22 protein-coding genes are annotated in these 24824 nt (G+C 70.7%); 13 read left to right on the top strand and 9 right to left on the bottom strand.

The features are described 5' to 3' along the window. Nucleotides 1-56: 56 nt before the first annotated feature. The gene (ligD, locus tag ACYSUO_RS29615; protein ID WP_461779296.1) at nucleotides 57-1100 is read left to right on the top strand and encodes a non-homologous end-joining DNA ligase; all 1044 of its coding nucleotides are present in this window, start codon (nucleotides 57-59) and stop codon (nucleotides 1098-1100) included. 6 nt (nucleotides 1101-1106) lie between these two features. Here ligD and ACYSUO_RS29610 read toward each other — a convergent pair whose 3' ends face one another. Together ACYSUO_RS29610 and ACYSUO_RS29605 are read right to left on the bottom strand one after the other, a co-directional pair. Continuing rightward, complete coding sequence (locus ACYSUO_RS29610) at nucleotides 1107-2777, bottom strand: amidohydrolase (RefSeq protein ID WP_461779295.1); 1671 nt, start codon at nucleotides 2775-2777, stop codon at nucleotides 1107-1109. Nucleotides 2778-2846: 69 nt separating this feature from the next. Beyond that, nucleotides 2847-3479, bottom strand: a complete 633-nt coding sequence (locus tag ACYSUO_RS29605; RefSeq protein WP_461779310.1) for a TetR/AcrR family transcriptional regulator — start codon at nucleotides 3477-3479, stop codon at nucleotides 2847-2849. 85 nt (nucleotides 3480-3564) lie between these two features. Between ACYSUO_RS29605 and ACYSUO_RS29600 the strand changes: the two genes are divergently transcribed. Both ACYSUO_RS29600 and ACYSUO_RS29595 read left to right on the top strand, forming a co-directional pair. Next, a complete protein-coding gene (locus ACYSUO_RS29600; RefSeq protein WP_461779294.1) occupies nucleotides 3565-5034 on the top strand; it encodes a purine-cytosine permease family protein in 1470 nt (489 codons plus the stop codon). Nucleotides 5035-5110: 76 nt separating this feature from the next. Beyond that, on the top strand, nucleotides 5111-6724 hold the full coding sequence (locus ACYSUO_RS29595; RefSeq protein WP_461779293.1) for a GMC family oxidoreductase: 1614 nt from the start codon (nucleotides 5111-5113) through the stop codon (nucleotides 6722-6724). Nucleotides 6725-6758: 34 nt separating this feature from the next. Here ACYSUO_RS29595 and ACYSUO_RS29590 read toward each other — a convergent pair whose 3' ends face one another. Next, nucleotides 6759-7979: a glycoside hydrolase family 64 protein gene (locus ACYSUO_RS29590; RefSeq protein WP_461779292.1), complete on the bottom strand. Its 1221-nt coding sequence runs from the start codon at nucleotides 7977-7979 to the stop codon at nucleotides 6759-6761. A gap of 246 nt (nucleotides 7980-8225) precedes the next feature. Here ACYSUO_RS29590 and ACYSUO_RS29585 point away from each other — a divergent pair, with 246 nt between their 5' ends. Together ACYSUO_RS29585 and ACYSUO_RS29580 are read left to right on the top strand one after the other, a co-directional pair. Further along, nucleotides 8226-9017 (top strand): VOC family protein, encoded by a 792-nt coding sequence (locus ACYSUO_RS29585; protein WP_461779291.1) that lies wholly within the window; start codon nucleotides 8226-8228, stop codon nucleotides 9015-9017. A 94-nt stretch (nucleotides 9018-9111) separates the two neighbouring features. After that, complete coding sequence (locus ACYSUO_RS29580) at nucleotides 9112-9354, top strand: WhiB family transcriptional regulator (RefSeq protein WP_266715740.1); 243 nt, start codon at nucleotides 9112-9114, stop codon at nucleotides 9352-9354. 54 nt (nucleotides 9355-9408) lie between these two features. On the opposite strand, the gene ACYSUO_RS29575 is transcribed toward ACYSUO_RS29580, so the two are convergent. The 6 genes from ACYSUO_RS29575 to ACYSUO_RS29550 form a co-directional block, all read right to left on the bottom strand. Next, nucleotides 9409-10386: an acyl-ACP desaturase gene (locus ACYSUO_RS29575; protein WP_461779290.1), complete on the bottom strand. Its 978-nt coding sequence runs from the start codon at nucleotides 10384-10386 to the stop codon at nucleotides 9409-9411. A gap of 95 nt (nucleotides 10387-10481) precedes the next feature. Continuing rightward, entirely contained in the window at nucleotides 10482-11258 is a 777-nt protein-coding gene (gene ddaH, locus ACYSUO_RS29570) for a dimethylargininase (RefSeq protein ID WP_426898778.1), read from the bottom strand. Nucleotides 11259-11342: 84 nt separating this feature from the next. After that, on the bottom strand, nucleotides 11343-13643 hold the full coding sequence (locus ACYSUO_RS29565; protein WP_461779289.1) for an ATP-binding cassette domain-containing protein: 2301 nt from the start codon (nucleotides 13641-13643) through the stop codon (nucleotides 11343-11345). A 58-nt stretch (nucleotides 13644-13701) separates the two neighbouring features. After that, nucleotides 13702-15351 carry an ABC-F family ATP-binding cassette domain-containing protein gene (locus tag ACYSUO_RS29560; RefSeq protein WP_461779288.1) on the bottom strand — a complete coding sequence of 550 codons (1650 nt, stop codon included), beginning with the start codon at nucleotides 15349-15351 and terminating at the stop codon, nucleotides 13702-13704. A gap of 267 nt (nucleotides 15352-15618) precedes the next feature. Then, a complete protein-coding gene (ssgD, locus tag ACYSUO_RS29555) occupies nucleotides 15619-15978 on the bottom strand; it encodes a spore wall synthesis regulator SsgD (RefSeq protein WP_461779309.1) in 360 nt (119 codons plus the stop codon). A gap of 235 nt (nucleotides 15979-16213) precedes the next feature. Continuing rightward, nucleotides 16214-16510, bottom strand: coding sequence for a YciI family protein (locus ACYSUO_RS29550; protein WP_461779287.1), 297 nt, complete (start codon nucleotides 16508-16510; stop codon nucleotides 16214-16216). 58 nt (nucleotides 16511-16568) lie between these two features. On the opposite strand from ACYSUO_RS29550, the gene ACYSUO_RS29545 reads away from it, so the two are divergent. The 8 genes from ACYSUO_RS29545 to mgtA all read left to right on the top strand — a co-directional run bounded on the left by ACYSUO_RS29545 (nucleotide 16569) and on the right by mgtA (nucleotide 24787). Then, complete coding sequence (locus tag ACYSUO_RS29545) at nucleotides 16569-17642, top strand: ABC transporter ATP-binding protein (RefSeq protein WP_461779286.1); 1074 nt, start codon at nucleotides 16569-16571, stop codon at nucleotides 17640-17642. 28 nt (nucleotides 17643-17670) lie between these two features. Continuing rightward, nucleotides 17671-18882: an ABC transporter substrate-binding protein gene (locus ACYSUO_RS29540; RefSeq protein ID WP_461779285.1), complete on the top strand. Its 1212-nt coding sequence runs from the start codon at nucleotides 17671-17673 to the stop codon at nucleotides 18880-18882. A 1-nt stretch (nucleotide 18883) separates the two neighbouring features. Continuing rightward, entirely contained in the window at nucleotides 18884-19750 is an 867-nt protein-coding gene (locus ACYSUO_RS29535) for an ABC transporter permease (protein ID WP_461779284.1), read from the top strand. A 13-nt stretch (nucleotides 19751-19763) separates the two neighbouring features. Then, on the top strand, nucleotides 19764-20579 hold the full coding sequence (locus tag ACYSUO_RS29530) for an ABC transporter permease (RefSeq protein WP_426898767.1): 816 nt from the start codon (nucleotides 19764-19766) through the stop codon (nucleotides 20577-20579). 91 nt (nucleotides 20580-20670) lie between these two features. Then, a complete protein-coding gene (locus tag ACYSUO_RS29525) occupies nucleotides 20671-21213 on the top strand; it encodes an MSMEG_1061 family FMN-dependent PPOX-type flavoprotein (protein ID WP_461779283.1) in 543 nt (180 codons plus the stop codon). 9 nt (nucleotides 21214-21222) lie between these two features. After that, on the top strand, nucleotides 21223-21783 hold the full coding sequence (locus tag ACYSUO_RS29520; RefSeq protein ID WP_461779282.1) for a Uma2 family endonuclease: 561 nt from the start codon (nucleotides 21223-21225) through the stop codon (nucleotides 21781-21783). 57 nt (nucleotides 21784-21840) lie between these two features. Then, complete coding sequence (locus ACYSUO_RS29515; RefSeq protein WP_403991729.1) at nucleotides 21841-22200, top strand: ArsR/SmtB family transcription factor; 360 nt, start codon at nucleotides 21841-21843, stop codon at nucleotides 22198-22200. Between the two features lie 10 nt (nucleotides 22201-22210). Beyond that, a complete protein-coding gene (gene mgtA / locus ACYSUO_RS29510) occupies nucleotides 22211-24787 on the top strand; it encodes a magnesium-translocating P-type ATPase (protein WP_461779281.1) in 2577 nt (858 codons plus the stop codon). The last annotated feature ends 37 nt before the right edge of the window (nucleotides 24788-24824 follow it).

Below are 24824 nucleotides of genomic sequence, written 5' to 3'. Positions count from 1 at the left end.
TACGGTGTCATATCGCCCGGTATGCGCATTACGTCCTTTCGGCCTAGCGTGAGCGCATGGGCGGCAAGGGTGCGGCAGTGGAACTGGAAGCGGGCGGTCGGACGGTGCGTCTGTCCAGTCCGGACAAAGTGTTCTTTCCCGACGGCGGGAAGGTCACCTACACCAAGCTCGACCTCGCGAACTACTTCCTCGCGGTCGGCGACGGCATCCTGCGCGCCCTGCGCGACCGGCCCACCACCCTGGAGCGCTACCCCGAGGGTGTGACCGGCGAGTCCTTCTACCAGAAGCGCGCGCCGAAGAACCTGCCCGACTGGATCCCCACCGCCACGATCACCTTCCCCTCGGGGCGGACGGCCGACGAGATGTGCCCGACGGAGATCGCCGCGGTCATCTGGGCCGCCCAGTACGGCACCCTCACCTTCCACCCCTGGCCGGTGCGCAGGGACGACCCCGACCACCCGGACGAGCTGCGTATCGACCTCGACCCGCAGCCCGGCACCGACTACGCCGACGCCGTGCACGCGGCGAACGAACTCCGCTACGTACTGCACGAGTTCGGCGGCCTGCGCGGCTGGCCCAAGACCTCCGGCGGCCGGGGACTGCATGTCTTCGTGCCCATCGAACCGCGCTGGACGTTCACCGAGGTGCGCCGCGCCGCGATCGCCTGCGGACGCGAACTGGAGCGCCGCATGCCGGAGTTCGTCACCACGGCGTGGTGGAAGGAGGAGCGGGGCGAGCGCATCTTCGTCGACTACAACCAGACGGCCCGCGACCGCACCATCGCCTCCGCCTACTCGGTGCGCGCCCGCCCCCACGCCCCCGTCTCCGCCCCGCTCACCTGGGACGAGCTGGGCGACGCGCTGCCCCGGGACTTCGACATCGTCACCATGCCGAAGCGGTACGCCGAACTCGGCGACGTACACGCCGACATGGACAAGGAGAGGTTCTCCCTCGACGCCCTCCTTGAACTGGCCGAGCGCGACGAGAAGGACCGCGGCCTCGGCGACCTGCCGTACCCGCCCGAGTACCCGAAGATGCCGGGCGAGCCCAAGCGGGTGCAGCCGAGCCGCGCCAAGCACGAGGAGGGCGACGGCAGTTGAACGGGTCTACAGCGCGGCGGCCCGGTGCGTCACGCGACCGCCGAGTACCGTCAACCGCACGGTTACGTCAGGGAGTTCGGTCGCCGGTGCGGCGACCGGATCCACCGCGAACGCCGTGAGGTCGGCCCGGAACCCGACCGCGATCCGCCCCGCGGTCCGCTCCTCGCCGGCGGCGTAGGCGGCGTTGACGGTCATCGCCCGCAGCGCCTCGATGCCGGTCAGCGCCTGCTCGGGCCCGTGCGGCGGCAGCGCGAGATCGCGGCTCGGTCGCCGGTGTCGCGCCCCGGCCATCACTTCGAGCGGCGGGTACGGCGCGATCGGCCAGTCCGAACCGAGCACCACCGTCGCCCCCGCATCCCACAGATCCCGACAGCGCCAGGCCCGCCCCGCCCGCTCCTCGCCGAGCCGCCGCGACCAGTTGTCGCTGTGATCGGCCCGCGTGAAGTCGCAGCAGTGCGTGGGCTGCATCGACGCGATGACCCCCAGCTCGGCGAACCGCCGCACCGTGTCGTCCGGCACCGTCTCGATGTGCTCCACGCGATGCCGTACGTCGCCGGGGGCCCCGGCCCGCGCCTTCTCGACGGAGTCGAGCGCGTGCCGCACCGCCGCGTCCCCGATGGCATGTGTCGCGGTGGGCACACCGGCACGGTGCAGCGCGGCGATGACCTCGGTGTACGCGGCCGGGTCCGGCCAGAACGCGTGCGTCGACTCACCGTGGCAGTCGGGGCGCTCCAGCCACGCGGTGCCGTTGTCGATGGTGCCGTCCATGAACAGCTTCACACCGTCGACGGACCACAACGCCCCACCCCGCTCCTGCAGTTGAACCAGCCGGCTCACGGCCTCGGCATCCGCACCCGGCTGACACCAGGGCGCGACCCGCAACCGCACGGCCAGTTCCCCTCCCGCGTCCAACTCCTCGTACAACTCAAGGGAGTCGCCATTGGCGTCCATGGCGTGCCCGCCGGTGAGACCGCTCGCGGCCATCTCCCGTAGCGTCCGCGCCAGCCGTTCGCGGCGCTCGTCGCGGGTGGGCTGCGGCGCGGCCCGCTCGACCAGTTCGCAGGCGGCGTCCTCCAGGAGCAGCCCGGTGGGCCGCCCGGCGGCATCGCACACGACTTCGGCCGCCTGATCGAAGGTGCGCGGCCCGTCGACCCCGGCGAGTTCGAGGGCCCGGGGGCTCGCCAACATCGAGTGCGCGTCGAAGAGCAGGATCAGGGCCGGAATCCCATCGAGCACGGGGGCGAGTGCCGCCGCCTCCACGGCCCGCTCCCCGAACACATTCGGATCGAGCCCCCACGCGTGCAGCCACGCACCGTCCGCGAGCGACTCCCTCGCACGCCCGAGCTCGGCACGCACGTCATCGAGGCTCACACACCCCGACAGATCGACCCCGGCGGTGAGCTCGGCCCCGTGCGCCGGATGCACGTGCCCATCGACAAGCCCGGGCGTCACGACGGCGCCCTTGAGGTCGATGGCGGTGGTCCCGCCCCCGGCGAGCGCGCGAACCTCCCGGTCGTCCCCCATCGCGGAGATGACTCCGTCGGTGGCGGCGAGCGCGGTGTACGCACTGGCTCCGCCATCGACCGGGTCCAGAAACCGGGCGTTGAGGAGGATGAGGTCAGGGTCGTGGTGCATGGTGCGGGTCTCCCAGAGGGTCGTGCGGGCAGGTCGAGCCATCTCAGCCCCTCCGGCGATTGAGGAGCGGGGTCCGGGGCAGAGCCCCGAGGCCGTAACGCCGTCGCAGGTCTACGAATCCAACACCCCGTCGGCCAGACCAAGTTGCCACTCGGCGACCCGGAATACCATCCGCGTCACAGAGGCCGGCAGCGCCTCCTCCGCACCGCCCGGATCCGCCCCGAGCCCATCCAGCACCACAAGAATCTGCATCGCCACAGCCTCCGGATCACCGGTCCGAAACTCCCCGCCCGCCACACCGTCCGCGATGAGCGCCGTGAGCCGCCCCCGCCACGCATCCCCCTGCTGCGCGACCCGCACCCGCAACGACTCCCGGTACCGGCTCAGATGCCGCGCGTTGAGCCACAACCGGCTGATGTCGTCCCACGCGGGCCCGGACGTCCGGGAAAGGAACCCGGCCAGCCGCCCCACGGCAGACGTGGACGTATCCGAACCACCCTCGGGGAGAAGCGCGTCGAGCTCCCCCGTGGCCGCGCTCCCGAACGCCTCCGCCACCAGCTCCTCCGCCGAGGGGAAGTAGTGGCTCACGAGGCCCGGACGCACGTCCAGATCCTCTCCGATGCGCCGCAGCGTAATGCACTCCAGACCTTCGGAAAGCGCAATCTCCGCAGCCTTCGCAACGATTTCCGCACGTCTGGCCGCCGGAGATTTTCGGATTCGCTTGCGCTCAACGCTTGACGACATGCCCGTCACGCTATTGAGTGTGCGACCAATAAGCAAGCAGGTGGGACGAGACCGGCAGACAAGACGAGCACCCTGGAGGGGCCCCATGGACGCACCACCCACTGACACGTCACCCGCTGGCACACCTTCCGCAGGCACTCTTTCCGCGGGCACACCGGTCCCGGCCGCCGAGGCCACCCGCATCGAGGCCCACGGCATCGACCACATCCCCGAATCCGAACGCCGCGGCAGGGCCCGCGAGTTGTTCTCGGTCTGGGCCGCGGGCGGCATCAACTACCTGGCCCTGGTGGTGGGCGGCGCCCTGATCCTGATGGGCCTGAACCTGTGGCAGGCCCTTGCGGTGCTGGTCGTCGGCAACCTGTTCTGGATACTCACCGGCTGGCTCTCCGTCTCGGGCCCCGCGGCCGGCGCGCCCAGTGAGGTCATCACCCGCGCCCTCTTCGGCGTCATCGGCAACCGCGTGAACAACGCGATCGTCGGCTGGGTGATCTCCGTCTGCTACTTCGCGCTGAACCTGGCGGCCGCGTCCGTCGCCGCGTTCTCGCTCGTCGCGAAGGTCGGGATCCCGGTGAACACGGGCGTGAAGGCCGCCGTCATCGTGGTCATCGCGGCGCTCACCCTGATCATCAGCGTCTACGGCCACGCCCTGATCGTGAAGCTGTACCTGCCGATCGCACTCGTCCTCGCCGCGGCCTTCGCCGTCGTGGCCGTCGTGGTCGTCCGGCACGCCGACTTCGGCTACGTACCCGAACACCACCTCACCGGGATCGACCTGTGGGCCACGGTCCTCGCCGGTGTAACCCTCATCGCGTCGGGTCCGCTGTCGTACACCACCAGCGCGGACTTCTCCCGCTATCTGCCGCGGACGACGCCGAAGCGGGCGATCGTCGGCTGGACCGCGCTCGGTGGCTTCCTGCCGGGCGTGGGTGTCTCGGCCCTCGGTGTGCTCGCCGCCACGACCGTCGACATGACCGACCCGCAGGCGGCCCTGGAGAAGATCCTGCCCGCGTGGTTCACCCCCGCCTTCCTCCTCGCCCTCGTCCTCGGCACCATCGCCATCAACGCCCTGACCGCGTACAGCGCGGGCCTCGCGCTCCAGGCCGTCGGCCTGCGCATCCGCCGCTCCGTCAGCGTCCTGTTCGACGGCACGGCCGCCGTCGCGCTGACCCTGTACGGGCTCCTCGTCTCGAACTTCCTCGACACCGTCAACAACGTCCTGCAACTGACCGTCGTCCTGCTCGGCCCGAGCATGGCGGTCTACGCGACCGACATCGTGCTGCGCCGCAACCGCTACGACGGTCCCGCCCTCACCGACGAGTCGCCCGGTAGCCCGTTCTGGTACCGCGGAGGCGTCAACTGGGCAGGCGCGTTCTCCCTGTTGGCGGGCGCGGCGACCTCCGCGCTCTGCGTGAACACCCTCTACTTCACCGGTCCGATCTCCGCCGCCCTCGGCCACGTCGACCTCGCGCTGCCGGTCGGCATGGTGGTGGCATGCCTCTGCTACACGCTGACGATGCGGCGCTCGGTGGCGCTGCGGAACGTGACCGCCCCGTGACGCGATCCTCGCTCATCCCGCACAACCCGCTCTGGACAGCGCCTACCGGCAGGTAGAGCATCGGTGCCACCTGTACATGGCATTGATCATCGAGGGAGCCGCGTTGAGCAAGGACCGTACGTACGACTACGTCATCGTCGGGGCCGGATCCGCCGGCTGCGTCCTGGCCGGGCGGCTCTCCGAGGACCCCTCCGTCAAGGTCGCCCTCGTCGAATCGGGGCCGCGCGACCGCAAGACGGAGATCCGGATCCCGGCCGCGTTCCCGAAGCTGTTCAAGACGCCGTACGACTGGGACTACTCGACGAGCAAGCAAGCCGCCCTGGACAACCGGGAGTTGTACTGGCCGCGCGGGCACACGCTCGGCGGCTCCTCCTCCATCAACGCCATGATGTGGGTGCGCGGCCACCGCGCCGACTACGACGCCTGGGGCGAAGCCGCCGGATCCCCGTGGTCGTACGACGAGTTCGTGCGCTACTTCCAGCGCGCCGAGCGCTGGCAGGGCGCCGCGCAGGAGGACTCCGCGTACGGCACGGCGGGGCCGCTGCACATCTCGCCGCCGCGCCACCCGAACCCGACCACGGCCGCGTTCCTCGACGCCTGCCGCGCTCAAGGCCTGCGCGAGCTCGGCGAGTTGAACCAGGCCGACCACTCCGGCTTCGCCCTGACCCCGCTCAACCAGCACAAGGGTCGCCGCTGGAGCGCCGCCGACGGCTACCTCAAGCCCGCCGCGCGCCGCCCCAACCTCGACATCTACACCGGCGCCCGCGTCACCCGCATCGACTTCGACGGCACCCGCGCCGCCGGTGTCGTCGCCTCCGGGGTCTCCGTCGGTACTCTGCGCGCCACCCGCGAGGTCATCCTCTCGGCGGGCGCCATCAACTCGCCGCAGCTCCTCCAACAGGCGGGCATCGGCGACCCGGAGACCCTCGCCGAGGCGGGCATCGACACCTTCGTCGCCTCACCCGACGTCGGCCGCCACCTCCAGGACCACCTGATGTACGCGCTGAACGTCCGCGCCGCGAAGCCCATCTCGCTCACCGGCGCCGACTCGCCCGCCAACATCGCCCGGTTCCTGCTCGGCGGGCGCGGACCGCTCACCTCGAACGTCGGCGAGGCCGTCGCCTTCCTCGCCACCAAGCCCGAACTCAGCGCGCCCGACATCGAGTTGATCTACGCCCCGGTGCCGTTCGTGAACCACGGGCTTGAGGAGCCGACCGAGCACGGCCTCACCCTCGGCGTGGTCCTGCTCCAGCCCAAGAGCGAGGGCCGGATCACCCCGATGGGCCGCGACGCGCAGCCCCGCATCGACCCGGACTACCTGGCCCACGAGGAGGACGTGCGCACGCTCGTCGCCGGTGTGCGCCGCGCCGAGGCACTGCTCGCCGACAGCGCCCTCGCCGGGCACCACACCGAACCGATGGCCGGCTACCCCGGCGTCGTCGACGACGAGGCGCTCACCCGCTCGGTGCGCGCCACCGCGGAGACCCTCTACCACCCGGTCGGCACCTGCCGGATGGGCTCCGACGAGGGCTCGGTCACCGACCCCCGCCTGCGCGTGCGCGGCACCGAGGGCCTGCGCGTCGTGGACGCCTCCGTCATGCCGCGCATCACCCGCGGCCACACGCACGCGCCCACGGTCGCCCTCGCGGAACGGGCCGCCGACCTGATCCGCGAGGACGCCACCAAGTAGCGCTGTTCCTCAGGGGAGTTGGAGAGTGGGGGAGTTACGACCCCACGCTCACCGTGAACCGGCGCGGATTGCCGTCGTGCGCCGCGCCGGACACGTCCGGCTGTCCCTCGGCCTGCACGTCGTCGTACGGGAAGGCGTAGCCGATGGGCGAGTTGGCGTGCAGGATGCGCGACCAGTGGTTGGTCGTGGCGTCCTGGTAGTAGTCGGCGGACGTGAGGCCGTTGGGCTGCTCGGGGTGCGTGAGCATGATGCTGCGGTTGAACCCGGCGGCGAGGCGGGACAGGATGCCCTTCTTCTCGTCGGAGTCGTCCGGGTTGTTGGCGAACGGCCCGTGGTTGCAGGTGAAGATGTCCTTCGAGGCGGGCTTGGCGAAGGTGTGACCGCCGTTGAAGGTGAGCGTGTCGCCGCTGACCCGGCCCGTGAAGACGCCGCGCCCGCCCTGGAGGTCGATCTTCAGGTCGGTCGAGGCGTACTTCTCCCACACCTTGTCGACGTAGGCGTCCCACACGTCGCGGAACGGCATCTCGTCCGGCTTGTCGAAGTACGGCGCCATGAGGTTCTGCGGCGATATGACGCGCAGTACCTTGCCGTCCTCGCCCTTGATGGCGAGCTTGTCCCAGGGCTGCCCGTCCTTGGCGGCCTGTGCGGCGAGATCAGAGGCGATCTTGTCGACGGCGCCGTCGGGGAACGGGGCGACGGTGTGCGTGGCGTCGCCCTCCAGCTTGATCCCGATGGGCAGCGCCGTGATCAGGTCGACGTAGCTGATGTTGGAGTACAACTGCTCGGAGTTGAAGGTGAATTCGGCGAACGCCCAGGTCTTGCCGTAGTTCGGGTCCTCCTTCGTGGCGAAGGCGGGCTCGACGAGCGAGGGGCCGGGGTTGACGAAGAACTCGAGCTCGTCGTCGCGCACGAAGTAGACGCGGGCGCCGTACATCTGAGGCAGCGTCACGACCTTCGGGCCCGAGCCGGCCGCGCCGAGCGGGATGGCGCAGTCGACGGGCAGCGGGGTCTGCGGGGCGCTCGGCTCCTCGGGGTGGTAGACGCTGCCGTCGGAGCGCAGCAGCACCCACTTGCCGGTTCCGTTCTCGTGGCCGGTGACGTACGCGCGGACCGTGCCGCTCAACGACTTGTTCTCCAGGGCCAGTTCACAGGTGGCGGGTGCGGCGCCCGCGGTCCAGGAGGGAAGGGTGAGTGCTGCGGCCGTCGTGGCGAGACCCGCTCCTGCGGAGGCGAGAAATATTCTGCGCGAGATCACGATGGACACTCCTCGAATGTGGGGGGTGTGTGGGGGAGCCCTACTGTGGCGAGAGGGGACGGAGGCGTCAAGAGTTCGCGCAGGGAGCGCTCCCACCATTTGTTTGCGTTCAATCGTTGAAGGCGGAGCGTTCGGTTCCTCTGGTCTGAACCAGCCCAGGTCAGCGTGGTGCGAGGGCGGTTGTCAGTGCCCGGTGGAAGACTCGGCAGTCCGGAAAAGAAACCCTCGACGAGGAGGGCAAGACCCATGATCACTACGGAATTCGTGGACGGCGCGCCGAACTGGCTGGACCTCAGCACCCCCGACATGGACGGTGCGATCTCCTTCTACGGCGGCCTCTTCGGCTGGACGTTCCTGTCGGCGGGACCCGAGGCCGGCGGATACGGAATGTTCCAGCTCGAAGGCAGGACGGTGAGCGGCGCCATGACCGTCACCGCCGACCAGGGCGAGCCCGGCTGGACCGTGTACTTCCAGAGCGCGGACGCGGATGCCACGGCGAAGGCGGTCGAGCAGGCCGGCGGCAGCGCCCTGCTGCAGCCGATGGACGTCTTCGACCTGGGCCGCATGGCCGTCTTCAACGACCCGGCGGGCGCCCCCTTCGGTATCTGGCAGCCGGGGAAGAACAAGGGCCTCGAGTACACCAGGGACGACGGCGGGCTGAACTGGGTGGAGCTGTACGCCCCCGACGTGGCCGCCGCGAAGCGGTTCTACGGCTCGGTCTTCGACTGGGGCGCGTTCGACGTCGAGTTCCCGGGCGGCAGCTACACGACGATCAACCCGGCGGGCACGGACGAGAACGCGATGTTCGGCGGCCTCGCCAAGCTGGACAGCGACCCCGCGGAGGCCGGGGCGGGCCCGCACTGGACGCCGTACATCCACGTCCCGGACGTGGACGCGACGGCGGACCGCACGCAGGAGCTGGGGGGCACGGTGCACTCCGAGCCGGTCAGCATCTCCGGCGTCGGACGGATCGCGAAGCTGAAGGATCCGTACGGTGCGGGCTTCGCGGTGATCAAGGGGGACCCCGAGCAGCAGTGACCGTCCGGGCACCCGAAGCGCCCGCGGTGCCCGATCGTCGCCCGTTGAACGAGCGTTGATCAAACGTTTTTCGACGGGCGGCAGACTGACCGCCATGTACGCGAACACGACCCTTACGCCTGCCGGCCCCACCTGGCAGGACCAGGCGCTGTGCGCCCAGACCGGTGCCGAATTCTTCTTCCCCGAGCCGGGCAGCTCCGTCCGCGAGGCCAAGACGATCTGCGGCCTGTGCCCGATCCGGCAGAGCTGCCTCGAGTACGCCCTCACCCACGACGAGCGCTTCGGGGTGTGGGGCGGCCTCTCGGAGAAGGAACGGCAGCGGCTGAGGCGCGGCTGACGCTTCCGGGTGCGATACGGGCGCCCCGGACCGGGGCACCCGAGCGGGGCGCGGTCAGGCGCCGGCCGCCCGCACCGCCATGCGCGCCTTGCGGGCCGCCAGTTTCTCGTCGAACTTGGAGGCCTCGGTGTCCAGGCCGTTCATGAACAGGCCCAGTTCCTCCTGGGCCTTGATGCCCTCGGGGCCGAGGCCGTCGATCTCCATGACCTTGAGGAAGCGCAGCACGGGCTGGATCACGTCGTCGTGGTGGATGCGCAGGTTGTAGACCTCGCCGATCGCCATCTGCGCCGCCGCGCGCTCGAAGCCGGGGATGCCGTGGCCCGGCATCCGGAAGTTCACGACGACGTCGCGCACGGCCTGCATCGTGAGGTCGGGGGCGATCTCGAACGCGGCCTTGAGGAGGTTGCGGTAGAAGACCATGTGCAGGTTCTCGTCCGTGGCGATCCGGGAGAGCATGCGGTCGCAGACCGGGTCGCCGGACTGGTGGCCGGTGTTGCGGTGCGAGATGCGGGTGGCCAGCTCCTGGAAGGACACGTAGGCGACCGAGTGCAGCATCGAGTGCCGGTTGTCCGACTCGAAGCCCTCGCTCATGTGCGACATCCGGAAGGACTCCAGCTGGTCCGGGTCGACGGCGCGCGAGGCGAGCAGGTAGTCGCGCATCACGATGCCGTGCCGGCCCTCCTCGGCCGTCCAGCGGTGCACCCACGTGCCCCACGCGCCGTCGCGGCCGAACAGCGAGGCGATCTCGTGGTGGTAGCTGGGGAGGTTGTCCTCGGTGAGCAGATTGACGATGAGGGCGACGCGGCCGACCTCGGTGACCTTGGACTGGTCCTTGGACCAGGCCTCGCCGTCCTCGAAGAACCCGGGGAAGTTGCGGGCGTCGGACCACGGCACGTAGTCGTGCGGCATCCAGTCCTTGGCGACCTTGAGGTGTCGGTTGAGCTCCTGCTCGACCACTTCTTCCAGCGCGTGGAGCAGGCGGGCGTCGGTCCATGTGGTCGACGAGCCGAGGCGGGGGGAGATGACGGTCACGACAGGCTCCTGGGGGACGGAGATAATGCGAGCGGTTGTACCTACGGTGTCGTAGGTTACGTTGCCGTAGGTTAAGCGCCCCATAAAGACGGCGGTTACGTGTGGAGCTCCCGAAGGCGAACTGAGAGGCAGGTCACACAGCCCTCCAGCTTCTCGAACTCGGAAATGTCCACCAGAACCGGCTCGTACCCGAGGTCGGCGAGCCGCTCCGCCGACTTCGGCGCGCTCTCCGCCATGAGCAGCCGGTCCTCGCCGAGCAGCACCACATGCGCCCCGGACTCCTCGGGCACCGGCAGGAAGCGCGGGAACAGCGAGGCGTGCTCGACCAGCGGCGGATGCCCGATGACGGTGCCGTCCGGCAGCGCGGTCACCGCCGTCTTCAGATGCAGCACCTTGGAGAGGGGAACGGCGACCACGCGCGCGCCGAGCGGCTCGAAGACGGCGCGCAACTGCTGCACGCCCGCCGCGTTGGTGCGCCCGCCGCGCCCTACGTAGATCGTGTCACCGACCTTCAGTACGTCGCCGCCGTCCAGGGTGCCCGGCTCCCACACCCAGTTCACGGAGCAGCCGAGCCGCGCCACGGCCTCCTCGACCCCCGGTGTCTCCGGGCGCCGCGACTCGGCGCCGGACCGGGTGATCAGTGCGACGTTCCGGAAGACCACGACCGCGTCCTCGACGAACACCGCGTCCGGGCACAGGTCGACCGGCTCCACCAGGAACGTCTCCCAGCCGTGCGCCTCAAGCGCGTCCACGTACCCCTTCCACTGCTCCTGCGCCTTCGCGGCGTCGACAGGGGTCCGCTCGATGTGGGTGACGAGCCCGTCCGCGATGCGCGGTCCGGGGCGGCGGACGAGGGCCTTCTTGCTGGGCACGGCGGACTCCATGGCTCCATGACTGCGGACGGGGTGACGGTGCCCACATCATGCACAGGGCGACACGTGTCGCGGAATCCCCTGTCACGCGGCCGTCACTTCCCCCTCACCGGGCCTGTCCGCGCCCGCGACGGCCCGCCGCAGGTGCTCCGCCGTGAACGAGCCCTCCGCGTCGAGCAGTTGGACCGGCGTGCCCTCGAAAAGCAGCTCCCCGCCGTGCCGGCCGCCTTCCGGGCCCAGATCGATGATCCAGTCGGCCCGCCGGATCACATCGAGGTTGTGCTCGACGACGACCACGGTGTTCCCCGTGTCGACGAGCCGGTCGAGCAGCGCCACGAGCCCGTCGACGTCCGCCATGTGCAGCCCGGTGGTCGGCTCGTCCAGGACGTACGTCGCCGCGGTGCGGTGCAGCTGCGTCGCCAGCTTGATGCGCTGGCGCTCGCCGCCGGAGAGGGTGCTGAGCGGCTGGCCCAGCGTGAGATACGTGAGGCCGACGTCGTGCAGGGCTTGCAGGCGGCGGCGTACGCCCTTCTCGTCGAGGTCGGCGAAGTAGTCGAGGGCCTGCGCGGCCGTCATGTCGAGCACGTCCGCGACACTGCGGCCGCGCACGGTGAGGCCGAGCACCTCGTCCTTGAAGCGGCGCCCACCGCACGCCTCGCACACCGTGGTCACCGGGTCCATGAACGCCAGATCGCTGTGGATCACGCCGCGCCCCTCGCAGTGCTCGCAGGCGCCGCCCGAGTTGAAGCTGAACAGGCCCGGCTCCGTGCCCGTCTCGCGCGCGAACACCTTCCGTACGGTGTCCATGATCCCGAGATACGTCGCCGGGGTGGAGCGCCCGGAGATCCCGATCGACGACTGGTCGACGACCACGGCCTCGGGGTGCGCGGTGCAGAACGCCCCCGACACCAGGGAGCTCTTTCCGGACCCGGCGACCCCGGTGACGGCGGTGAGCACCCCGGTCGGCACCCGCACGGTGACGTCCTTGAGGTTGTGGACCCGGGCGCCCTCGACGGTCACGTGGCCGCTCGCCGCGCGCGGGTCCTCCTTCACCCCGCCCGTGCGGCGCAGGCACCGGCCCGTGAGCGTGTCCGCGCGCCGCAGCGCGCCCGGCGTGCCCTCAAAGACCACGCGCCCGCCGTCGGCGCCGCCCGCCGGGCCCATGTCGACGACGTGATCGGCGACGGCGATGACATCGGGGTCGTGCTCGACGATGAGCACGGTGTTCCCCTTGTCGCGCAGCCGCAGCAGCAGATCGTTCAGGCGTCCCACGTCGCGCGGATGCAGGCCCACGCTCGGCTCGTCGAAGATGTACGTCATCCCGGTCAGGCTGGAGCCCAGGTGCCGCACGGTCTTGAGGCGCTGGCCCTCGCCGCCGGACAGCGTCGACGTCTCCCGGTCCAGGCTGAGATAGCCGAGGCCGATCGCCTCGATGCGCTCAAGGGCGGTGACGGCGGCCGCGGCGATCGGCCCGGCCACCGCGCCCTTGATGCGGCGCAGCACCGGGATCAGCTCGCCGACCTCCATGCGCGTGCACTCGGCGATGCTCAGGCCCTCGACGCGGGTGGCGAGCGCGGCCGCGTTCAGGCGCGCCCCGTCGCAGACCGGGCAGGTGCCCTCGGTCAGAAACCGGCCGACCAGGTCGCGGGTGCGCTGGCTCAGCGTCGACAGGTCCCGGTTGAGATAAAGCCGCTCGAAGCGGTCGGCGAGCCCCTCGAAGTCGATGTCGCGGCGCCCGCCGGTATTGGCGACGTTCACGGTCCGCCCGTGCCCGCGCATCAGGAACTCCCGCTCGGCGGCGGTGAATTCGCGTACGGGCTTGCTGGTGTCGAGGTCGGTGGTGTTCGTGTACGTCTGCCCCTGCCAGGTCCCGACGGCAAACGGCGGGAACAGCACGGCGCCGCCCGCGAGGGACTTCGACGGGTCGAGGATGCGCGCGTAGTCGGGTCGCACGGTGCGCCCGAGCCCGTCGCACTCCGGGCACATCCCGCTCGGGTCGTTGAACGAGTACGCGGTCGCGCCGCCCGCGCTCGGTGTCCCGTGCCGCGAGAACAGCACGCGGATCACCGAGTACACGTCGGTCATCGTGCCGACCGTGGACCGCGAGTGCCCGCCGATCGGCTTCTGGTCGACGACGATCGCGGGCGTCAGCTCCTCCAGCGCGTCCGCGTGCGGCTTCTCGTACTTGGGCAGCCGGTTGCGGACGAACCAGGTGTACGTCTCGTTCAGCTGCCGCTGCGACTCCACGGCGATGGTGTCGAAGACGACGGACGACTTGCCCGAGCCGGACACCCCGGTGAAGACGGTGAGCCGCTCCTTGGGGATGTCCAGGGTGACGTCCTGGAGGTTGTTCTCGCGGGCGCCGACGATGCGCAGGTAGTTCATAGAGGCGACGCTAGGCGGGATACCCGACACCTTTTGTCGGATATCCCGCGGTTCTGCGTTACACGGCCCGCACCTCCTCCAGCGTCGTGTCCCGCAGCGTCCCGTCCATCAGCAGCCACCGCGTCACGCCGATCGACTCCAGGAACGGCAGGTCGTGGCTGGCCACGACGAGCGCGCCCTCGTACGACTCCAGGGCCGAGGTCAGCTGGCGCACGGATCCGATGTCCAGGTTGTTCGTCGGCTCGTCCAGCATCAGCAGCTGCGGCGCGGGCTCGGCGAGCATCAGCGCGGCGAGCGCCGCACGGAAGCGTTCGCCGCCCGACAGGGTCGCCGCCGGCTGGTCGGCCTTGGCCCCCTTGAACAGGAAGCGGGCGAGCCGCGCCCGCACCCGGTTGTTCGTGGCGTCCGGCGCGAACCGTGCCACGTTCTCGGCGACGCTCAGCTCCTCGTCGAGCACGTCGAGTCGCTGCGGCAGGAACCGCAGGGGCACGTGCGCGAGGGTCTCGCCCGCGACCGGTTCGAGCTCGCCCGCGATGGTGCGCAGGAGCGTCGTCTTGCCCGCGCCGTTGCGCCCGACGAGCGCGATGCGTTCGGGACCGCGCAGCTCCCACTCGCCTTCCACCCTTGCCCCGTAAGGGAGTTGGAGCTCGCGCAGGGTGAGTACGGAGCGGCCCGGCGGCACGGCCGTGTACGGCAGGTCGACGCGGATCTCGTCGTCGTCGCGCACCGCCTCCACGGCCTCGTCGAGCCGCTCCTTCGCCTCGGCGAGCTTCTCCTCGTGCAGGATGCGGTGCTTGCCCGCGGAGACCTGGGCCGACCGTTTGCGCAGCTTCATCACCGCCCTCGGTTCGCGTTTGATGTCGTACATCTTTTGTCCGTACCGCTTGCGCCTGGCCAACTTGACGTGGGCCTCGGTCAGTTCGTGCTTCTGCTTCTTAAGGTCGGACTCGGCGACCCGCACCATCCGCTCCGCCGCCTCCTGCTCGGCGGCGAGCACCTCCTCGTACGCGGAGAAGTTCCCGCCGTACCAGGTGACCTCGCCGTCGCGCAGATCGGCGATCTGGTCGACGCGGCCGAGGAGTTCACGGTCGTGGCTGACCACGATCATGACCCCGGACCAGGCCTCCACGGTGGCGTAAAGGCGCTGCCTGGCGCGCAGGTCGAGGTTGTTGGTGGGCTCGTCGAGCAGCAGTACGTCCGGTCGGCGCAGGAGCAGCGCGGCGAGCCGCAGCAGCACGGACTCGCCGCCGGAGACCTCGCCGATCGTGCGGTCCAGGTCGATGTGGCCGAGACCGAGCTCGCCGAGCATGGCCGCCGCCCGCTCCTCGACGTCCCAGTCGTCGCCGACCGCGGTGAAGTGCTCCTCGCGCACGTCGCCGGCCTCGATGGCGTGCAGGGCGGCGCGAGTGCCGGCGATGCCGAGCGCCTGGTCGACGCGGAGCGCCGTGTCGAGGGTGACGTTCTGCGGCAGGTAACCGACCTCGCCGGACACCCGCACGGTGCCCTCGGCCGGGGTCAGCTCACCGGCGATCAGCTTCAACAGGGTTGATTTCCCCGACCCGTTGAGTCCGATGAGCCCGGTGCGGCCGGGGCCGAAGGAGACCTGGAGGTCGTCGAAGACGCCGGTGCCGTCGGGCCAGGCGAAGTCGAGGGCGGTGCAGGCGACGGAGGCGGGAGCGGAGCCCGAGTGGTTCTGGGGATGTGACATGAGGTGGCCTCGCGGTTGCTCGGTGTGAACGGGTGGGATGCAACGCGTTCGAGACACCGCGGGGGCGAGGGCCACAAAAAAGGGCCTGTTCCGGCGGGGAGGACGGCTCGGGGTACCGAGGTCGCACACACACACGACGACATGACGCGACGGCGTCACTTGCGCGGTGTCTCAGGACCTCAGTGGAGCAACGTCCTTCTCCTATCGACGGCAACAGAACCGTCAACCAAGGTAGAGCCCCCTGTAGGGGCCGTCAAAGGAATTAATTCAGCAGGCGTCCCGCAGCAGCTCCTCCAGGTCGGCGTCCACGTCCACGTGCGACGCCTCCTCGCCGACCGGCACCAGCTCCGTCGTCTCCGCCAGGAAGTGGCGCAGCTCGCCGGTGCGGATGTGCACGATCGCCGTCCCCTCCGTCGCGTGGAACTCCAGGACCGTGCGGTCGTACCCGTACGGCTTCACCCGCACGTCGCCCGCACCCGCCGGAGAGCTCACCCCATGGGCGAGCAGCTCACGGGCGAAGGTCCAGCTCACGGCGACGCCTTCGAGAGTGGCCGGGGCCGGGAAGGACATGCGCACGGCGAACGGATCGCGCACGTCGTAACGCAGAGTCGCCGGAATGTGCGCCATGCGCGGCGCGGCGGCGACGAGACGGGCCTCGACGGCTTGCTCGATGACGGACAACGCCTGCTCCCTTGTGACGGCTGGACGGTGGGACCACTGCACGGCCTCATATGAATAGACGGCGGAATGAGGGAATCCGTGCGCCTGAAGCCGGTCGAAATTCGAGTGACCTCTGTCACCGGATTCAACCGTGGTGCGGGTGTGACCGTCAGCACCTTCCGGGGCGGGGGAGGCGCGGCACTCAGTTCAGCGGCTGCCGGAACCGTTCCAGCTCGGGTGCCGTCTTCGTCGCCCGGAACTCGGTGATGCGGTACGCGCACACGCCGTCGGCCGCGAACGGGTCGGTCGCCGTCAGCTCCTCGATCGCCGCGCGGTCCTCGCCGGCGGCCAGGATGACCCCGCCGTCGCGCGGCTCCTTTCGTCCGGACGCGAGGAAGACCCCCGCGGCGTACTGCTCGTCGAGCCAGGTGACATGTGCCGGAAGAAGGGCATCGATGCGCTCGATGGGGGCCGTGTACGTCAATTCCAGTACAAACATGATCGGCAGGTTACCCGCACCCTTGTGGCCGTCATTGAAGTGTGCATGATCTACGACTATGGCCACCGCCAAGGAGAGCGCAGCCATCGGGCTGCGGGAGCTGCGCAAGTCGTTCGGCGAGGTGCGGGCCGTCGACGGCATCGAACTCGACGTCGCCGAGGGCGAGTTCTTCTCGCTGCTCGGGCCCTCCGGGTCCGGCAAGACGACCGTGCTGCGGCTCGTGGCCGGTTTCGAGACCCCCTCCGGCGGGGCGGTCCACCTCGCGGGCGAGGACGTGACCCGGCGCGCCCCCTTCGAGCGGGACGTCACCACCGTCTTCCAGGACTACGCCCTGTTCCCGCACATGAACGTCGGGCAGAACGTCGCCTACGGCCTGAAGGTGCGCGGCGTCCCCCGCCGGGAGCAGGCCGAGCGGGTCCGCGCCGCCCTCGCGTCCGTGCGACTGGAGGACTTCGGCGGGCGGAGGCCTGGACAGCTCTCCGGCGGCCAGCGCCAACGCGTCGCCCTGGCACGGGCGTTGGTGGTGCGCCCCCGCGTCCTGCTGCTCGACGAGCCCCTCGGCGCCCTCGACCTCAAGCTGCGCGAACAGATGCAGATCGAGCTGAAGGAGCTCCAGCGTGAGGTCGGCATCACCTTCGTCCTCGTCACGCACGACCAGGCCGAGGCCCTCGCCCTCAGCGACCGCGTCGCCGTCATGAACGCGGGACGCGTCGAACAGGTCGGCACACCAAGGGAGTTGTACGAGCGCCCGGCCTCCGCCTTCGTCGCGTCCTTCGTCGGCACCTCCAACACGCTCACCGGATCCGCCGCCGAACTGCTCGTGGGGCACCCCGGGACGTTCGGCGTCAGACCCGAGAAGATCCGGGTCCTCGACGCCGGGGCGGAGCACGGTCGCGCCGACCACAGCGAGGTGCGCGGCACCGTGGCCGACGCCGTGTACCTGGGGGACAGCACCCGCGTCGTCGTCGACACCGACGCGGGCGTGCGCTTCGTCGTCGTACGCCAGAACACCGGAACCGGAGCCGACGCAGCCGACGCAGCCGACACGGCGGACGCCCCCGCGCCGCCCGGCGCCCGCGTCCTGCTGCGCTGGCACCGACGGCACAACGTCCCTCTGCACCAGCCAAGTTGAGTCACCCCGACGACCTGGGAGTGTTCACGTGCGCGCAACCCGGACCCTGATGGCCGCCACCGCGCTCGGCGGGCTGCTGCTCGCCACCGCCTGTGGCTCCTCCGACGACGGCGGCGGTGACAAGAACGCGCCCGGCGGGCAGGGCTTCACCCCGCCGAAGATGTCCGCCCCGAAGTCCCTCGGCAAGACCGAGGGCAAGGTCAACCTGATCGCCTGGGCCGGCTACGCCGAGGACGGCTCCAACGACCCCGAGGTCGACTGGGTCCACCCCTTCGAGGAACAGACCGGCTGCCAGGTCTCCACGAAGGTCGCCGGAACCTCCGACGAGATGGTCAACCTGATGAAGACGGGCCAGTACGACGCCGTCTCCGCCTCCGGCGACGCCTCGCTGCGCCTGATCGCGTCCGGTGACGCCGCCCCGGTCAACACCAAGCTCGTGCCCAACTACCAAGACGTTTTCCCGGGGTTGAAGATGCAGCCCTGGAACTCGGTCAAGAAGGTCGCGTACGGCATTCCGCACGGCCGCGGCGCCAACCTCCTCATGTACCGCACGGACAAGGTGAAGCCCGCGCCGGACTCCTGGAAGGCCGTCTTCGACGACGCCGGGCAGCACAAGGGCCGCGTCACCGCGTACGACTCGCCGATCTACATTGCCGACGCCGCGCTGTACCTGATGAAGACGGAGCCCGACCTCGGCATCAAGGACCCGTACGCGCTCGACCAGAAGCAGTTCGACGCGGCGGTGGCCCTGCTGAAGAAGCAGAACGCCAACGTCGGCGAGTACTGGAGCGACTACCTCAAGGAGGTCTCCGCGTTCAAGAGCGGCGACTCCGTCGTCGGCACCAGCTGGCAGGTCATCCTGAACACCGCGCAGGGCGAGAAGGCCCCCGTGAAGGCGGTCCTCCCGAAGGAGGGTTCCACCGGCTGGTCCGACACCTGGATGGTGTCCGCCAAGGCCGAGCACCCCAACTGCGCCTACAAATGGCTCGACTGGATCGTCTCGCCGAAGGTGAACGCGCAGGTCGCCGAGTACTTCGGCGAGGCCCCCGCCAACGCGAAGGCCTGCGAGGAGACCACCGACCCGAAGCACTGCGCGACCTATCACGCCGACGACGCCGCGTACTGGAAGCAGGTCCACTTCTGGACCACGCCCATCCCGCAGTGCCTCGACGGCCGCACCGACACCAAGTGCGTGCCGTACGCGAAGTGGGTCCAGGCGTGGACGGAGATCAAGGGGTGACGTGCCACTGACCTCGAAGCGGGCCGCCGGGGCGCTGCACCGCAACCCCCGGCTCCGCCTGTCCCTGCTGCTCGCCGCGCCCCTGACCTGGCTGGTCGTGGCCTACCTCGGCTCGCTCGCGGTCCTGTTCCTCTCCGCCCTGTGGACCACGGACCCGTTCACGTCGGACATCGTGCGGACGTGGACGCTGGACAACTTCAAGGCGCTGTTCACGACCGCCGTGTACCGCCAAGTGGCCGTGCGCAGCGTGGGAGTTGCGCTCGGCGTGACGGCGCTGTGCATCGTGATCGCGTTCCCGATCGCCTTCTACACGGCGCGCGTCGCGAAGCCGCGACGGCGCCCGCTGCTGGTGGTCGCGATCCTCATGCCCCTGTGGGCGAGCTATCTGGTCAAGGCGTACGCGTGGCGCGTCATGCTCGCCCAAGACGGCCTGCTCGACTGGCTGTTGAAGCCCTTCGGTCTCACTGCCCCCGGCTACGGAATCGTCGCGACGGTGCTCGTCCTGACCTACCTCTGGCTGCCGTACATGATCCTGCCGATCCACGCAGGCCTCGAACGCGTCCCCGACAGCATGCTCGACGCCTCCGCCGACCTCGGCGCCCGCGCCTGGCGCACTTTCCGCACGGTGCTGTTCCCGCTCGTCCTGCCGTCGGTCGCGGCGGGCTCCGTCTTCACGTTCTCGCTCAGTCTCGGCGACTACATCGCCGTCCAAATCGTGGGCGGGAAGACGCAGTTGATCGGCAACCTCGTCTACGCGAACATCACGCTCGACCTGCCGCTGGCGGCCGCGCTCGGCACCGTGCCGGTCGTGGTCATCGTCCTGTACCTGCTGGCGGTGCGCCGCACGGGCGCGCTCAGCAGCCTCTGAAGGGGGGCCAGGCATGCATCTTTCCCGCCCCGCACGCATCGCGCTCCGCGCCGGCGCCGTCCTCGGCTTCGCCGTGATCTACGTCCCGCTGCTCCTGGTCGTCATCAACTCGCTCAACCCCGACCGGAGTTCGGGCTGGCCCCCGCCGGGCCTCACCTTCGACTGGTGGCGCGCCGCCTGGCACAGCGCGGGCGCGCGGGACGCGCTGTGGACCTCGCTGAAGGCCGGCATCGGCGCCACCGCGATCGCCCTCGTCCTCGGCACGCTCGTCGCGTTCGCGGTGGCCCGCTACCGCTTCTTCGGCCGCGAGGCGATCTCCTTCGCGGTGGTCCTCCCCATCGCGCTGCCCGGCATCGTCACCGGCGTCGCCCTCAACACGGCCTTCCGCACGGTCCTCGAACCGATCGGCATCGGCCTCGGCCTGTTCACGGTGATCGTCGGCCACGCCACGTTCTGCGTCGTGGTCGTCTTCAACAACGTGGCGGCCCGACTGCGCCGCCTGGCCGGCTCGTACGAGGAGGCGGCGATGGACCTCGGAGCGAACACCTTCCGCACGTTCCGCGACATCACGTTCCCGCTGATGCGCTCGGCGCTCGCGGCGGGCGGACTGCTCGCGTTCGCGCTGTCCTTCGACGAGATCGTGGTGACGACGTTCACGGCGGGCGCGGGCGTCCAGACCCTCCCCATCTGGATCTTCTCCAACATGTCCAGACCCCAGCAGGCCCCCGTGGTCAACGTGGTGGCCGTCGTCCTCGTGCTGCTGTCCGTGATCCCCGTCTACGTGGCGCAGCGGCTGTCGTCGGACACGGCGGCGGGGAGCCGGGTGTGACCGGGGCTTGTGACGTGGGGCTTGTAAGGCGACCCTTACTTAACGTCGTATAAGGTGCGGGAATCAACCACCCCCGGACCCAGGAGTCGGCTTGTCGCACGTCCCGCATGTCACGGACACCTACGAGGAGTTGCGCTCCCCGGAGCAGCTGCGCGAGATCCTCGGTGAGCCGTGGCCCATCGTGATCGAGAAGGTGCACGGGGAACTCACCGAGAAGGACCGGGGGCTGCTGGCGCGCTCGCCGTTCTGTCTGGTCTCCACGTCCGACGCGGACGGCAACTGCGACACGTCACCGCGCGGCGACGGCCCCGGCTTCGCGCACGTCGTCGACGACCGCACGATCGCCCTGCCGGACCGGCCCGGCAATCGCAGGGGCGACAGCTTCCACAACATCCTGCAGAACCCGCACGCGGGCCTGCTGTTCCTGATACCCGGCGCCAAGGACGTCCTGCGCATCAACGGCCGCGCCCGCATCCTCACCGACGCCCCCTTCTTCCCGGACATGGCGCTCAAGGGCGTCCCGCCGACCCTCGCCCTCCTCCTCCACATCGACGAGATCTACCTCCACTGCCCCCAGTCCCTGAACCGCGCGGGGCTGTGGCGACCGGAGACGTGGGAGGGCGCGGAACAGTAGGCTGGCCGCGTGGGACGCGAAGCTCCGGACTTGCCGCACACGCCGATCAGCGCGGAGCAGTACGACTCCTGGACCGACGAGCAGTGCGTCGGCATCGAGATCGTGGACGGCACGCTCTCCGCCAGCCCCAGCGCGTCCAAGCGCCACAACCGGCTGGCCCGCATCCTGGCCAACGCCCTGGACGCCGCCGCGGGCGCGGACTGGAACGCCGACACCGACTTCGACGTGCGCCTCCAGGACGTCCCCCTCACCAACCGGCGACCCGACGTCACCGTGTACCGGGCCGACACCATCGATGTCACCCCCACCCGACCCGAACACGTACTCCTCGTCGTCGAAGTCGTCTCGCCCGGCTCGGAGACCACCGACAGGATCGTCAAGGTCGACCAGTACGCCAAGGCCGGGATCCCGTTCTACTGGCGCATCGAACAGGCCGTCACCGGCCTCCCGATCGTCTACACCTATGTGCTGGATCCCGCGAGCAAGGCCTACCGGGACGGCGACGTGTTCACCGGCACGGTCAAGGCCACCGCGCCCTTCGAGCTGACGGTCGACCTCGGAGCCATCTGAACCCCGCCTAGACTTGCCCCCGTACGGATACCGGGAGCGGGACGGGAGTGGGCAGTGGTGGCAGAGGCCGGGCGGTTCGAGGATCCGTCGGCTGACGTGCTCGCCGAGGCGGCCGAGGCGTTCGCCCTGCTCGCGTCGCCGGTGCGGCTGCACATGGTGTGGGCCCTGGCGCAGGGCGAGAGCGACGTGAGCGGGCTCGCCGAGCGGGTGGGCGGCGCGCTGCCCGCCGTCAGCCAGCACCTGACCAAGCTGAAGCTCGCCGGCCTCGTACGGTCCCGGCGCGAGGGCCGGCGGCAGGTGTACTACGTCGACGATCCCGAGGTCGTGAGCGTGGTCCACCTCATGATCGGCCAGCTCGCCGAGCGCGCCGAGCAGGCGAAGGCGCCGGTGCGCCGCCTGCGTGGCGCGGGGGCCTGAAGGCCGGCCCGTGGCCGTTCCCGAACCGGCCGAGCGGACCGACGCCCTCGGATCGCTGCCGCAGCCGCGTACCGCCCCCGAAGGACCGACCGCGCTGCAGACGCTGCGCGCCCTGGACACCAGCCCGCGCGGGCTGACCACGGCCGAGGCCGAACAGCGCCTGGCCCGGTACGGCGGCAACACGCTGCCCACCGCCCGGCAGCCCTCGTGGCCGCTGCGGATGTGGCGCAGCCTGCGCGACCCCTTCACCACCGTGCTGTTCTGCCTCGGACTCGTCTCCGCGCTCGTCGCCTCCTGGGGCACGGCCTGCGTCATCCTCGCCCTGGTGATCGTCAGCAGCGTGCTGCGCACCCACGGCGAGTACCGGGCCGACCGGGCCGGCGCCGGACTGCGCGAACTCGTCGCGGGCACCGCGAGCGTGCAGCGCAGGGAGGGCCCCGGCGACGAGCCACGGGTGCGCGAAATACCGGTCGACGACATCGTGCCCGGCGACGTGGTGCGCCTCGCCCCCGGCGCGCTCGTGCCCGCCGACGTACGCCTGTTGAAGGCGCGCGGCCTCACCGTGCACCAGGCCGCCCTGACCGGCGAGTCCGCGCCCGTGCCGAAGGAGCCGGCCGACCTTCCGGACGGGGACGGCGAGGGGCACCTGGTGTTCCAGGGCAGCAGCGTCGCCTCCGGCAGCGGCACCGCGGTCGTCGTCGCCACCGGCGCCGACACCCGGTTCGCCGCCGTGCAGGGCGCGCGCCGCGACCGTCCCGCGAGCGCCTTCGATCGCAGCGTGCACGGCATCTCCTGGGTGCTGATCCGCTTCATGCTGCTGACCCCGCCGCTGGTCCTGATGGCGAACGCGGCGGTACGCGGCCGGGGACTTGAGACCCTGCCGTTCGCGGTGGCCGTCGCGGTCGGCCTCACCCCGGAGATGCTGCCGGTCATCGTCACCATCTGCCTGGCCCGCGGCGCCTCCCTCCTCGCCCGCTCGCACGGCGTCATCGTCCGCCGCCTGCCCGCCCTGCACGACCTCGGCGCCGTCGACGTGCTGTGCGTCGACAAGACCGGCACCCTCACCCGCGACCAGCCCGCCGTCGACCCGGAGCGCACCGACCCGGAGGCCCTGCACTGGGCGGGCGCCTCGGCCTGGTGGACGCTGCAGACCGCCGAACTCACCGACCCCGACCCGCTCGACGAGGCGCTGCTCGCGGCCACCGGGCCCGAGGACTGGGACGCGTACGACGGGGTCGACGCGCTGCCCTTCGACCCGGTACGCCGCCTGGCCACCGCCGTCGTCAAGGAACCCGGCACCCTGGGCGTGCACGTCCTCGCGGTGAAGGGCGCCGTGGCGGAGGTGCTGGAGCGCTGCGCCGTCGAGGAGGACGAACGGGCCGCGCTGCGCAAGCGCGCCGGGGAACTCGCGGCCGACGGCGTGCGCCTGCTGGCCGTGGCCACCGCACACCGCACCGCCCGCACCCGCGGCTACACCCCGGCCGACGAACGCGGCCTGACCTTCCAGGGCTTCGTCGCCTTCCACGACGCCCCGGCCGAGACCGCGCACGACGCCGTCCACGCCCTCGGCGAGCGCGGCGTCACCGTCAAGGTGCTCACCGGCGACCACCCGGCCACCGCCACCCGCGTCTGCCGCGACGTGGGCATCGAGCCCGGCGAGGTCGTCGTCGGAGCCGACATCGAGCACCTCGACGACGAGCGGCTCGGTGAACTGGCCGCCCGCACCACCGTGTTCGCCCGCTGCACCCCCGACCACAAGGCCCGCGTCATCGCCGCCCTGCGCGGCCGCGGCCACACCGCCGGATTCCTCGGCGACGGCGTCAACGACCTGCCCGCCCTGCGCGCCGCCGACGTCGGCGTCTGCCCCGCCGGAGGCGTCGACGTGGCCCGCGAGAGCGCGCACGTGGTGCTCGCCGACAAGGACCTCACCGCGCTCGAACACGCCGTCGTGGCCGGCCGGCACTCCAGCGCCAACATCGCCTCGTACCTGCGGATCACGCTCTCCTCCAACCTGGGCAACGTGATCGCGATGCTCGCGGCGGGGCTGCTGCTGCCGTTCCTGCCGATGCTTCCGCCGCAGGTCCTCGTCCAGAACCTGTGCTTCGACGCGGCCCAGCTCGCGCTAGCCTTCGACCGGCCCAGGACCGCCGCGCTGCGCCGCCCCACCGTGCTGCGGCCCCGGCCCTTCCTGCGCTTCATCACCGGATTCGGGGCGCTGGGCGCGCTCGCCGACCTCGCGACCTTCGGCGCGCTCGCCCTGTGCCTGCCCGGCTCCCTCGGGCCGGGCGACCAACAGGGCTTCCACGCGGGCTGGTTCACCGAGAACCTGCTGACCCAGGCCCTCGTGATGCTGTTGCTGCGCACCGGCCGCCGCACCGCCGAGGGCCGCACCCCGGGCCCCGTGCGCTGGGCGGCGACGGGTCTCGCGGCCGTCGGCATCCTGCTGCCGCTGACCCCGCTCGGCCCCTGGCTCGGCGTCTCGGGCCTGCCGCCGCTCTACTATCCGCTGCTCGCGGCGATCCTCGTGGCGTACGCGCTCGCGCTGGTCCTGCTGCGGCGGCGGGGGAGTTGGGCGGACCTCCGGTAAAGGCCGCCCCGGGCGGGAGGACCCGTCACCCGTAGGC

It is taken from the genome of Streptomyces sp. UC4497 (assembly GCF_054871485.1).
The sequence above is the reverse complement of the archived record's forward strand: the minus strand, read 5'-3'. Positions and strand labels throughout refer to the sequence as shown.